The 11,829-nt window shown below is 66.0% G+C and carries 10 protein-coding genes; 1 reads left to right on the forward strand and 9 read right to left on the reverse strand.

All coding sequences use genetic code 11. From position 1 onward, the window contains the following. Positions 1 to 76: 76 nt before the first annotated feature. From SR870_RS00725 to SR870_RS00740, 4 genes are read right to left on the reverse strand one after another with little or no spacing between them, the layout of a single operon-like run. A complete protein-coding gene (locus SR870_RS00725) occupies positions 77 to 1,387 on the reverse strand; it encodes a DUF6005 family protein (RefSeq protein WP_322518369.1) in 1,311 nt (436 codons plus the stop codon). Beyond that, a complete protein-coding gene (locus SR870_RS00730) occupies positions 1,384 to 2,652 on the reverse strand; it encodes an AMP-binding protein (RefSeq protein WP_322516145.1) in 1,269 nt (422 codons plus the stop codon). Before SR870_RS00730 ends, SR870_RS00725 begins: the two co-directional genes overlap by 4 nt. Next, positions 2,649 to 4,382 (reverse strand): IucA/IucC family protein, encoded by a 1,734-nt coding sequence (locus tag SR870_RS00735; RefSeq protein ID WP_322518370.1) that lies wholly within the window; start codon positions 4,380 to 4,382, stop codon positions 2,649 to 2,651. The genes SR870_RS00730 and SR870_RS00735 overlap by 4 nt, the downstream gene beginning before the upstream one ends. Then, on the reverse strand, positions 4,366 to 6,147 hold the full coding sequence (locus tag SR870_RS00740) for an IucA/IucC family protein (protein ID WP_322518371.1): 1,782 nt from the start codon (positions 6,145 to 6,147) through the stop codon (positions 4,366 to 4,368). Before SR870_RS00740 ends, SR870_RS00735 begins: the two co-directional genes overlap by 17 nt. Positions 6,148 to 6,422: 275 nt before the next feature. Between SR870_RS00740 and SR870_RS00745 the strand changes: the two genes are divergently transcribed. Then, complete coding sequence (locus SR870_RS00745; protein ID WP_322516146.1) at positions 6,423 to 6,944, forward strand: RNA polymerase sigma factor; 522 nt, start codon at positions 6,423 to 6,425, stop codon at positions 6,942 to 6,944. Positions 6,945 to 7,020: 76 nt separating this feature from the next. Here the strand turns inward: SR870_RS00745 and SR870_RS00750 are convergent, their stop codons facing one another. From SR870_RS00750 to SR870_RS00770, 5 genes are read right to left on the reverse strand one after another with little or no spacing between them, the layout of a single operon-like run. Continuing rightward, positions 7,021 to 7,938: an alpha/beta hydrolase gene (locus tag SR870_RS00750; RefSeq protein WP_322516147.1), complete on the reverse strand. Its 918-nt coding sequence runs from the start codon at positions 7,936 to 7,938 to the stop codon at positions 7,021 to 7,023. A gap of 2 nt (positions 7,939 to 7,940) precedes the next feature. After that, positions 7,941 to 8,402 carry a MarR family transcriptional regulator gene (locus SR870_RS00755; RefSeq protein WP_322516148.1) on the reverse strand — a complete coding sequence of 154 codons (462 nt, stop codon included), beginning with the start codon at positions 8,400 to 8,402 and terminating at the stop codon, positions 7,941 to 7,943. 26 nt (positions 8,403 to 8,428) lie between these two features. Then, positions 8,429 to 9,133: an ABC transporter ATP-binding protein gene (locus tag SR870_RS00760; RefSeq protein ID WP_322516149.1), complete on the reverse strand. Its 705-nt coding sequence runs from the start codon at positions 9,131 to 9,133 to the stop codon at positions 8,429 to 8,431. Further along, positions 9,130 to 9,912, reverse strand: a complete 783-nt coding sequence (locus tag SR870_RS00765) for an ABC transporter ATP-binding protein (protein WP_322516150.1) — start codon at positions 9,910 to 9,912, stop codon at positions 9,130 to 9,132. The genes SR870_RS00760 and SR870_RS00765 overlap by 4 nt, the downstream gene beginning before the upstream one ends. After that, positions 9,909 to 11,822, reverse strand: a complete 1,914-nt coding sequence (locus tag SR870_RS00770) for an ABC transporter permease (RefSeq protein WP_322516151.1) — start codon at positions 11,820 to 11,822, stop codon at positions 9,909 to 9,911. Before SR870_RS00770 ends, SR870_RS00765 begins: the two co-directional genes overlap by 4 nt. Between the last annotated feature and the right edge of the window lie 7 nt (positions 11,823 to 11,829).

Here is an 11,829-nt window from a genome sequence, read left to right on the forward strand (position 1 = left end):
CCTTTGAACAGAACGTAGCCGCAAGCGCGGCAAGGGGCGATGATCACGGCGTGGCGGAGACTGCATACCGGGAGGCTCATCCTGCTGCCAGTCGGCTATCGGACGAGGGCACAAGCATGAAGCCCTGGTCGACGCACCAGTCGAGGAACGCCGCGTGCAGCCGCGACTTGATGGCGGCTTCGAGCGCGTCGAGACGATCGAGCGTTTCGAAGATCTTCGCCGCATGGCAATGGTCGTGGGTCTGCGCCAGTCGCAGGATCGCGAAATGCAGGCCCTTCAGGCCGAGCGCGAGCTCTTCGATTTCGTCGCACCAATGCAGGAACTCGCCGTTCGGCAGGCGCAGTTCTCGCCAAAAGTAAGCGAAGCCGTGCTCATAGGCCCATTTACGGATCGAGATCACCGGCAGCTCGCGCAGAGCGATGTCCAGCTCCTCCACGCAGAGACCATTGCGACCCTCGACATGCGCCGTAACGATATCCCGCACACGGCGGATCAAGGGATTGTCGTCGGCAATGAAGCACGCGAGGAAAAAATCGCGGATGTCCGCGGCCGCGGGCCGTCTCACCGCGCTGCGGTCGAACACGTAGCCGCCCGCGACGCTCGGCTGGGCGATGGCGTTGAGCAGACGCTCGCGCGCGATCGGGCCTTCCCAGCGAAAATCCGGATCGCGCACCTGCCAGATCTCGGGATCTTCTGTCGGCTCCACCATGAGATAGTGCGGGAAGGGATTCTGGTTGAACTTGTTCTCCCGCTCGGGCAGGTGAAACATGTCCAGCATCACCATCACGCTTTCGGTCGGACGGTGAGCGGCCATCAGGCCGAGCAGCTTGTCCAGATTGGCTTGCTTCGATGCGGAATGGTCGTACCACTCGGTGATCCGCGCGCCGTAGAGCCGCTGAAACCAGCGGCGGAAGAAATCATGGCTGATCTGCGGCGTGTGATACAGCAGTTGGTAGCGCTCGGAGACGGCGAAGTCCGCGTCCCAGATGCTGAAATACATCGGCCGGTGATCGAACCCGGCCGCCTTCACCGCGTCGCACAGGCACGAGACGAAGCAGTGGACCTTGATGTCCTGATAGACCTCGCCGTGCACGTCGGGCTCGGCGGTGTCGGCCGCGGTCGTCGCGTCCTTGGGGGCAGGCATCTCGTCGGCCAGCAAGGCCGCGAGATCGCCCACCGTCTCGATGTCCGCGCCGGCGACGATCTCCTCGGGTGCGGGAAGGCCGTGGTCCAGCTCCAGATGCAGAAACAGGTTCAGCATCAAGACGGAGTCGAGATACAGATCGGCGTTCAGCCGCGATTGCGGGCCGAAGCCGTCGAGGTGTTTGTTGTCCATCCGCTCGGCGAGCACGGTGCGGATCGCGGCGACGATCTCCTCGCGGGTCATGCCATGGCCTCCGCGGCGATCCGCTCCAGCCGGCCATCCGCATAGAGGGTCGCGATCGCGCGCCGGTTGATCTTGCCGTTCGCCTGCCGCGGCACACGGGCGACGCGCATCGTTTCCATCGGCACCTGGTGCGCGGCGAGGTTCTGCGCGCACCATTCGCGCAGGCTCGCGGGCGCGATGGCGTGCTCGGCGCTGAAGGCGAGGGCCACCCGCTCGCCCGCGAACGGGTCGAGCTTGCGGAAAGCCACCGCATCGGTCACGCCCGGCATCGCCATCACCACGTCCTCGACCTCGCGCGGATAGACGTTGAGACCGGAAACGCTGATCGTGTCGTCGAGCCTGGCGACGAAGACGAGGGTTCCGTCGGCCTTCAAGTAACCGAGATCGGCAGTGTGAATCTCGTGCTCGCCCGCGCGCACCACGATCTCCCGCGGGGCGTCGGCCGTGCCGGTGTCGACGCTGAGATGTGGCAGCGGATGTCCCATCTCATCGGCGGCAGCGAGGTCGGGATTGATCGCGATGCATCCCGCTTCCGAGCAGCCGTATTGCTGGAACAGATGTCTGGTCCGGCCGCGGATCGCGGCGAACCAGCTTTCCGGCAGCAGCGTGCCCGACGTCATGGCGGCGAAGATCGTCTCGCCGGCCGGCAGCAGCCGGGCGATCGTGTGCAGCATGGCGGGCGATGAATACAGCAGCGGCCGTCGTGTCTCGCGCAGGCGAGCGATCAGGAATTTCGGGTTGCCGGTGTTGAGCACATGCGGGACCTGGCCGCGCCTCAGCGCCACGAGCACGCCGCAGATCAGGCCATAGGAATGCGTGACCGGGCAGGCGACCACGGGAGTCATGTCCTCCGGCTCACGGAAGAACGAGACGTAGCTCTCGATCTCGCGGTCGATCTCGGCCCAGCTCCGCGCGATCCGCTTCGGCTCGCCGGTGGTGCCGGAGGTCGTCTGCAGCAAACGTCCCGGGCCCGGAGCGCCGCCTTCGAGTTTTTCGATCGCGTAACCATCGCAGATCAGCCGATCGCAGCCCGCGTCGATCGCCGTTCGGCGCGCCGCCGCGCGCGGCGTCGAGGGGTGGATCGGCAGGATGCTGGCGCCGGCCTCGCGGATCGCGAACAACAGCGCCAGGAATTCGGCGGTGTCGGACAGGCACACCGCGTAGCTGAGGTCCGCGCCTTCCGCGAGCCCTGTGGCCAGCGCGGCGCGTTCGCTCATGGCCTGCATGAGGGCGCGATCGTAGTGCTTGTCGTCGATATGGATCATGCGTGCTCTCGGGTCATCAGGGAAAGCCCCGCGAGCGCATTCGGGACTCTGTGCTGGAGATCGGGGCCGCTGAGCCCGAGCTTTCGCGCGAGCAGACTTTCAGTCTCGATCTCGCGCGTGCCGAAGCCGAGCCGGGCGGCGCGATCACCGAGGCGATGCTCGGCGAGATCGGCGAGGAGGCGCTGCGTCACGCGATACCAGAATGCGCTTTCGTTCAATCCATAGAAGCTCTGCACAAGATGCGAGATTTCGGAGAGGTTGAAGACGAACAGGCAGTCGACGAACAGGTCACGCAGATCCTCGGGGCGTTGCATCCAGTAATATTGATTGGGCTGCGCGCTACGATATTCGGGACTGAGCGTGTCGAAGTCCGGCGCCAGCGCCGGGCTGGCCAGAAATCCCGGTACGAATTCCAGGCTGTCGTGGAAATCGCGCAGGATCAGCCGCTCGGGCCAGCCGTCGCGGTGAACCAGCACCATGTTCTGCCCATGCGCTTCGGTCGCGATGCCGTGGACGACGAGGAGCCGCCAGACCGGCAACACGGCGACGTCGATGAAGCGGTCGAGCCATTCCTTGATGCCGTAGCGGATCAGCCATGGATCAATGAACGGTCGCCCGTCCGCCTCCACCGCCATCAGCGCGTTCAACGGCGCCGCGGCCTCGCCATCGGCGAGTTTGCTCTCGACGCTCTCGCGCCAGATCGCCGCGATCTGCCCGCCGAGCGGTCCGTCCCGGTCGACGATCGCGCCGGCATATTCGCGCAGGATGTCGAGCCGGTAGCGGCTCTTGAACAACGGGTCGCTATCAAGGACTTCGCCGAGCCAGTGCGACAGCACCGGAGCGGTGCCGACCGAGTGGGGTTCGAGCGTGCGGCGCGTCGACGTGTTGACGATGTTCATCGCGAGTTTCACGCCGCTCGCGCGCGGGTCCCGCGCATTGCTCAGCGAGCGCACCGACTGGCTGGCGCGGTAGCGATCTCCCGCCGTCCCCAGATCGTGCACGCGCCCGGACTGGATGAGCGGCTTCAATTGGTCCCGAGACAGGTCACGCCACTGCCAGGGATGAATCGGCATCAGGCCGAATTCCGCTGCGTCGAGTCCGCGTGCAGCGGCCCGCGCGCCCAGCGCCAGCTTGGCCTCGGCGCCGATCTCGCACTCCCAGAATCCGTCCTCGCTGTCCGGCAGCGACAGATGCAGCAGGTTGCGCGCGACCGCGAGCCAGACGAGCTGGAACGTGCGGCCTGCCTCCGGCCCGTAGGCGCCGTGATCGCGTTCGTCGAACCCGGTCCGTGATTTGAAACAGGGGTGGTAGGGATGTCCCTCGTCGATCGCCGCGTCGAGTTCGGAGAATGGCAAATGCCGCCGGTCGCGACGGGGCAAGTGATCGACATTCCAGCGCATCAACGCGGCGGTCTGCGCCAGTTCGCGGCCGAGCCGCTCGCGCTCACACTCTGCGCCGGGCAGGGCCGAGACCACGTCCGCGATCGCCGCCTGCCGCCATTCGGTGGTCGCGCGCCATGCGACTGTTCCGGCTTCCAGCCGCGGACGGCCGAAGGCGCCGATGCGGCCGCGCGCCCGCCAGGCGCGGCCGTCGATGCACCATTCGAATTCGCGAGGACCGCATCTGGCGGAATCCTGCGATTCGAACAGATTCTCGTAGAGTGCCGCCTCGACGAGTTGGCGCACGACGCGCTCTTCCGGCCGCTCGACGATGTCAAACGGCAGCGGCACGGGCGCCTCCCTGCCGGGTGGTGCGGCTTCCCGAAAACAGCGGATTGCGTAGCTGCACATAGATCGCCCGGCCGTCATCGGCCTCCAGCTCATCGATGTCGAGCAGGCGCGTGAGGAGGTTGGCCTTGGCGGCAACGGTTGGGCGGCTGAGAAATCCCGCGGCGAATTCGCCGCCGACGCCGGTGAGTTCGTGCGCCAACAGCTCCAGTCGCTCGCGCAGCATCGCAAGCAGCGCCTCTTCCGCGGTCAGCCCGTCCTGCCCCATGCGCGCGATGACGGAGAACATCTGATTGACGATCAGGTAGTAACCGAAGCGTTCCTGAACGATGCAATCGTCGAAATACAGCCCGGCGATTCCGGCGGTCTCCGGCACCAGCGCCATCAGCCGGTCGCGGTGCGCGTTCGACAGATAGAACCCTTGATTGTCGCGGTAGTAGAAAGCGCTCGGAAGGCCGGCCGAGACGTCGAGCAGGCCGTTCTGCTGATGCGCCTCGAAGGCCACGCCGAGCTCGTCGTAGAGCCGGATCATCGGTTCGAGCGCGCAGTCGAGATAGGCCGCGAACCAGCGCCTGCAGACGTCTCCCAACGGCTCGCCGCTGCGCGCGGCGAGATCCCGGATGATCCGCTCGAGCCTGGAGCGGACGCCCGGCTGTGGATCGGCCGTCAGCGCAGCGATCGTGACGCCGGTGTTCTCGAAGCCTCTCGTGAACGGGTTCTCTCGGAAGATCACCTCGAATCCACTCTCCCTGCGTCCCGGCAGTTCGAGCGTGAGATAGGCCGGATCACGGATCAGGCGAAAGCGCGGATGGCGCGCGAGAAAATCCGTGCGCGCGAACAGCCGCGACATGGCGACGCCTGCTTCGAGCTCGGACATCTGGTTGACGCGCAGCGAGTTGGTGATCTTGACCGGGAGGGAGAATTTGAGCATCCACGGAACGTCCGCGCTGTAGACCGTGCGCACCGATGAGGTCGGCGAAAAGCAGGCGCCGATGCGACCAAGCGGGCGCAGCCGTCCCTCGGTGACCAGCCTTGCGACCGCGGGATCCAGCATCAGCGCTTCGGCCTGCAGCGGATGCATCGGCACCAGCACCTCGCCTGACTGCAGCAGGGGACGATCATGCGGTGGTATCATCGTCTCGACGATGTCGGGCAGGGAAACGCCCGGCGTCGCATCCTGCCGCAACAGTGCTGAGTCGGCGGCGAAGAAGGCGAGTTGGAACTGGCTGCGGTATTCGGGTGCGTAGGCGGGCCTTTGCCAACCTGTCATCCCCTGGTGGCTCTTCGGCGTGGGATGCAGCCAGTGTCCGAATATCAGGCTCTGCTCGCCATCGAGGAAGTCCGGCCCCCCATTTTCCGCGCCCCGTTCCAGGCCATCGGCCATGCAATCATAGCTGTTGAGCACGCGGCCCAGCAGCTCGGCCTCTTCGTGGCGCAACGCATCCGCCCGCTCCGCACCCATGCTGGCGTAGCATTCCTGCACCATGAGATAGAGCGCGCGCAGCGGCGCGATCTCGCGCCAGGCGTTCTCCTGCGCCCGGCAGATGAAGACCCGCCCGAAACGAAGCGGCCCGCATACCGAGTGCCGCTCGATCTCGGCGCGCAGCGCCGCGGCAGCCATCGGGCAGGCCCATTCGATGTAGTCCACGGGTTCACCGTGTTCCGCCCCGTGCGCAGACGGCGCGCCCGGATCGACCTCTCGGAGATAGCAATTGGCGAAGCTCTGGAATGCAGCGCGCTCGGCGACCTCGCGCATGGATACGTGCATCGGCATGTTTTCTTTCGCGAAACGCCCCGGGGCTGACGGGCCTCATGGGATAAACGGTTCGCGGCCGTCAAAGCCGTAACTGCGAGTTCGATCCGCAGTTTAGAATTCAACTAGCAACCATTCGTTGAGATGTCGTCGGCGTTGACATCGCCAAGAGGAATGCGGTTAGAAGAATGGTAGGTAATAGCTTCTGAAACAACACTTTTGAATCGTTACAAATAGTGCTGCGGCGGCCCTAAGATCATCTCCGGACGTTCGCTGTCCGGATCGGGCTGATGCGCGACGATGAGGGTACCATGTCGTCTGCGACAGAACTGCTCAATATCTTCGGGGCAGAGCAGGGCCATCTCCAGCGGCTGGTCCGACGTATCACGGGCAATACGCACACCGCGGAGGATGTCGTCCACGAGACGTTCATCAAGCTGATGAACCGCGACGTGGGCAAACGCGATGTCGGTCTCGTCGTCACCACCGCGCGCAATCTCGCGCGCGACGCGATGCGCGCGGAACGCGTCCGCATGTCCTATGCCGAAAGCGTGTCGCGCGAGCAGTTGCAGGCTTCCGTCGTATGCCCCGAGGACGAGGTTGCGAGCCGGATGGACCTGCATTCGCTGTTGCGTGCGCTGGAGACCCTGCCGCGACGCACGCAGCGGATTTTCCTGCTGAGCAAGATCGACGGCATGACCTATCCGCAGATCGCCCGCAGCCTGGATATCTCGGTCTCGACGGTCGAAAAGGAAATGATCTCCGCCCTCGAATTCTGTCGCAACTGGCGACGTCGTCGCGAGAAGATCTGAGCTGGGTTCTGTTGCGACCCGAACCCGTGCAGACCACAACGCAGCATGGTCCGGTTTTCCGGCCGCGGGAGCGGCTCTATTCCGGAGGGGTCTCGTCCGATCGCAATGCTGAAGCGCGATCATTTCCGGTCTCGCCTGCGAGATCGCGCGCGGCGCGCACCAGCGCGCCGTCCGGTCGGCGCAGTTCGGCCAGAATCGAGAAGTGATTGTGCCCGGCGATCGGCAGCAGCAGCCCCGGTGCGCCGGCAGCGCTGCGACGCGCGTGAAGATTGATGGAATCCAGCACCAGGGTCGGTAGTTCGTCGTCGCCATAAGCGAGGTCGAGCCGCTTGTCGATCACCGGCAGCCGCAGCGGCGACAGCGTTTCGATCTCGGCGTCGGTCAGTTGCAGGGCCGTGTTCAGGCCGGTGTCGCGAAGCGGCGCGAGATCGAACACGCCCGAGATCGACAGGCCGGCCGCGACCAGCGGATGGTCGAGCGTCATCGCCACGAGATGGCCGCCGGCCGACCAGCCCGAGGTGACGACCGGACCGGCGACGCCGTGGTCCGGCGCATGCGCGGCAAGCCAGTCCAGCGCCTGCCGCACCTCGTCGACGATTTCGGTGAGCGATACTTCGGGCGCCAGCGAATAACCGGGGATCGCCATCGACCAGCCATGCGCTGCGACGCCTTCGACCATCATGGCGAACAGCTCGCGCGTGTTCTTCTGCCAGTAGCCGCCGTGCAGGAACAACAGGCAGGGCGCATCCGGGTCGGCCGCAGGATAGAGGTCGATCTTGTTGTTTTTCCTCGGGCCGTAGGGCAGGTCGAGCACCGATCGCAACGTCGCGCGCGCCCGCGCGGAGGTCGCGTTGCGTTCGGCGATCAGCTCCGGGCTGTTCGCGACCGCGGTGTTGTTGTCGTAGGCGGCGTCGCGCTCGCTCTGTGAAAGCTGCGCCCAGCCGGCTCTCGGATCGGCAGGGCGGTTCGCTCCGGATTCGTGCGCGTCAGGCATCGCTATTTCAATCGTTCGAGCAGGCTGAGGAACTGCGCGCGCTCTTCCTTCGCGAGCGGGGACAGCGTCGCTTTGGTGATTTCTTGCGCCAGCGGAATGGATCGCTCCGCCAGCGCCGTGCCTTCCGGCGTGAGCGCCACCAGCAGGCGGCGGCCGTCCTCCGGATCGGCGCTGGTTTCCAGCAGGCCGCGCTTCACCAGGCGCTCGACCACGCCCTTGATGGTGGCGGCGTCCATCGCCGTGTGCCGGCCCAGCAAGTTCTGCGAACACGGCCCGAGTTCCCGGAGCTTCGCGAGCGCGGCCCATTGCGTCATCGTCAGATCCTCGCCCATGCGGCCGACGAAGATCGTCGCATGACGCTGCAGCACCTGACGCAGAACGAAACCGACCTGGGCGTCGAGGACATAAGCCGATCCGCTCTTGCTCTTCGTGCGCCGCTTGTCCGATAGGCTCTTCTTACCCAACTCGTCGCCCCGCTGCCCCGTCCTGGTCACACCGCAAGATAAGCGTCCCGGATTTCGGGATGCGCCTCGAGCTCGTCGATGGTGCCGGAGAATCGAATTCGTCCCTTCTCGATAATATAGGCGCGATCGCAGATCAGCTTGGCAAAATGCAGGTTCTGCTCGGAAATCACGATGCTGAGCCCTTCGCGTTTCATCGCCAGAATGGCGTCGGCCATCTGCTCGACGATCTTGGGCGCCAGCCCCTCCGACGGTTCGTCCAGCAGCACGAGCGAGGGGTTGCCCATCAGCGTGCGGCCGATGCTGAGCATCTGCTGTTCGCCGCCGCTCATGTCGCCGCCCAGCCGTTTGCGCATTTCGCCGAGATTGGGGAACAGTTTGTAGATCCGGTCCGGCGTCCAGGCCGCGACGCCGGGGCGGGCCTTCTGGCGGCCGACCTCGAAATTCTCCTCGACGCTCAGCTCGGTGAAGATCCGCCGGTCCTCCGGCACGTAGCCGAGGCCGCGACGCACGATCTCGTAGGGCGGCATCCGCGAGACGTCCTCGCCTTCGAACGTCACCTTGCCCGCGCGGCGTGACACCAGCCCGACCACCGATCGGAAGGTCGTGCTCTTGCCCGCGCCGTTGCGCCCCAGCATCGCGACGACCTCGCCTTCGCCGACCGCGAATCCGACGTCGAACAGGATATGGGCCGGCCCGTAAAAACTGTTGAGGTCGGAGACTTCGAGCTTCATTGCACGGCCTCCTTGCGGTGCTTGGGATCGTAGAGCAGGCCATCGCCGAGATAGATCGCCTGGACATGCGGATCGCTGCGGACCTGCTGCGGGGTGCCGCGCGCGACCAGTTGGCCGCGGTTCAGCACCATCACCTCGTCCGCATGTTCGAACACGACGTCCATATCGTGCTCGGTGAACAGCACGCCGATGTTCTTCCGGCGGGCGATGCCGGCGGTGAGGCGCATCAGCTCGACGCGTTCCTTGGGCGCCATACCGGCGGTGGGCTCGTCCATCAGCAACAGCCGCGGCTGATTGGCCAGCGCCACGGCCAGCTCCAACCGCTTCAGATCGCCGTAAGCCAGCTCGCCGCAGGGCCGCCCGGCCTGCTCTTCCATGCCGACGAGGACGAGAAGTTCGTTCGCCTCGGCGAGATAGCTCGCGCCCGCATAGCCGACCAGCGACCACAGCCGGCGATGAAACGACAGCAGCGCGACCTGAACGTTCTCGCGCACCGTCATCGACGAAAACGTCGCGGTGATCTGAAAGGTGCGCCCGACGCCGCGCCGCCACACCGTGCGCGGCGGCAGGCCGACGATCTCATCATCGGCCAATTTGATCGATCCGGCGTCGGGCCGGATCTGGCCGTTGAGCATGTTGAAGCAGGTGCTCTTGCCGGCGCCGTTGGGGCCGATCAGCGCCAGGATTTCGCCGGGGCGCACCGAGAAGCTGACGTCGCGCACCGCATGCACGCCGGAATAGGACTTCACCAGCCCCTTCACATCGAGAAGCGCGGTCATTCGGCGGCCTCCATCTTGGCGATCCCGAGCGCGTCGGACTTGCCCGCGGCCGCCGGTCCGGCGCCGTTCGGCGCGGGCGGCCGGCGATGGCGCCAGTCCTCGATGAAGCCGACGATGCCCTTGGGCGCCGCCACCACCAGCAGCACGATGATCGCGCCGAGCACGAGCTTGGACAGATCGGTCTGGCTCATCAGCCAGATCGCCAGCGCCTTGTAGACGATCGCGCCGACCACGGCGCCCGACACGGTCTCGATGCCGCCGAGCAGCACCATCACCAGGCCGTCGACCGAGATCGGGATCGCCAGCGATTCGGGAAACACCGAGCCCTTGAGGAACGCGAACAGCGCGCCGGCAACGCCGGCGAAGGTGCCGGCGACGATCAGCGCGGCCCACTGCACCGATTTGCGGTCGATGCCGATCGCGTCCGCGCGCAACGTGTTGTCGCGCGTCGCCCGCAGGCCAAATCCGTAGGGCGAGAACACCAGCATCCGCAGCAACGCCACGCCGGCGACGACCACGCCGAGGGTCAGCCAGAAGAAGCCCTGCGGGGTCGACGCCCAGGCCGACGGCCAGATCCCGAGAATGCCGTTGTCGCCGCCGGTCACCTCGACCCACTGGAACGCGATCGACCAGATGATCTGCGCGAAGGCCAGCGTCAGCATGGCGAAATACACGCCCGAGAGCCGCACGCAGAACCAGCCGGCGACGACGGCCCCGATCAGGCCGAACACCGGGCCGACCAGCAGTGCCAGTTCCATCGGGGCGCCGAGAAACTTGACGGCGAACGCCGCGCCATAAGCGCCGAGACCGAAATAGGCGGCGTGGCCGAACGAGGCCAGCCCACCCACCGTCATCATGAAGTGCAGGCTGGCGGCGAACAGCACGAACACCAGAATCTCCGCGCCGACGCTCAACAGATAGTTGCCGGCGAACAGCGGCAGGCCGGCCGCCGCCACGACCAGCACCGCGGCGCCGATGCGCTCCCATTGCGACAGCGGCTTCCACGGCCGGAACGAGATCCCGGCGCTGGCGCGGACGCCGCGCTCCGCCTTGCCGAGCAGTCCGTAGGGCCGAACCACCAGCACCACCGCCATCACCAGGAACACGGCGACCAGTGAGATCTTCGGCAGCACCAGAATGCCCAGCGCGTTCAATTCCGACACCAGCACCGCCGCGATGAAAGCGCCCGTCACCGAGCCGAGGCCGCCGATCACCACCACCACGAACACCTCGACGATGATCGACAGGTCCATGTAGTGGGTCACGGTGGTGCGCGGGATCTGCAGCGCGCCGCCGAGCGCGGCCAGGAACACGCCGAGCGCGAACACGCTGGTGAACAGCCATTTCTGATTGACGCCGAGGCAGGCCACCATGTCGCGGTCCTGGGTCGCGGCGCGCACCAGCACGCCCCAGCGGGTGCGGTGGAACAGCAGCCACAAGGCGCCGAGCACCGCCGGACCGAGCACGATCAGCAGCAGGTCGTAGGTCGGCACCAGCCGGCCGAACAGGCTGAACGCGCCTGTGAAGTAGGGCGCGCGCGGGCCCATCAGATCGTCGGCGCCCCAGATCAGCACCACGATGTCCTGCACCATCAGCGTCACGCCGAAGGTGGCGAGCAACTGGAACAGTTCCGGCGCATGATAGATCCGGCGCAGCAGCACCATCTCCATCAGCGCGCCGAGCACCGCCACGATCAGGCTGGCGGCGACGAGGCCGCCCCAGAAGCCGAGCGGGCCCGAGAAGCGGTCGGTCAGCGTGAAGGCCACGTAGGCGCCGAGCATGTAGAACGCGCCGTGCGCGAAATTCACGATGCGGGTGACGCCGAAGATGATCGAAAGCCCCGACGCCACCAGGAACAGCGACGCAGCGCTGGCGAGACCGCTGAGGGCCTGGACCAAGATCAGTTCCACGGCGACG

This window comes from Rhodopseudomonas palustris (assembly GCF_034479375.1).
Lineage (GTDB): Bacteria > Pseudomonadota > Alphaproteobacteria > Rhizobiales > Xanthobacteraceae > Rhodopseudomonas > Rhodopseudomonas palustris_M.

Excerpts from the sequence above, each read along its gene's own strand:
- SR870_RS00765 (WP_322516150.1), bottom strand. The coding sequence starts at position 9,912 with ATGACCGCGCTTCTCGATGTGAAGGGGCTGGTGAAGTCCTATTCCGGC.
- SR870_RS00750 (WP_322516147.1), bottom strand. The coding sequence starts at position 7,938 with ATGCCTGACGCGCACGAATCCGGAGCGAACCGCCCTGCCGATCCGAGA.
- SR870_RS00745 (WP_322516146.1), top strand. The coding sequence starts at position 6,423 with ATGCGCGACGATGAGGGTACCATGTCGTCTGCGACAGAACTGCTCAAT.
- SR870_RS00740 (WP_322518371.1), bottom strand. The coding sequence starts at position 6,147 with ATGCACGTATCCATGCGCGAGGTCGCCGAGCGCGCTGCATTCCAGAGC.
- SR870_RS00725 (WP_322518369.1), bottom strand. The coding sequence starts at position 1,387 with ATGACCCGCGAGGAGATCGTCGCCGCGATCCGCACCGTGCTCGCCGAG.
- SR870_RS00730 (WP_322516145.1), bottom strand. The coding sequence starts at position 2,652 with ATGATCCATATCGACGACAAGCACTACGATCGCGCCCTCATGCAGGCC.
- SR870_RS00760 (WP_322516149.1), bottom strand. The coding sequence starts at position 9,133 with ATGAAGCTCGAAGTCTCCGACCTCAACAGTTTTTACGGGCCGGCCCAT.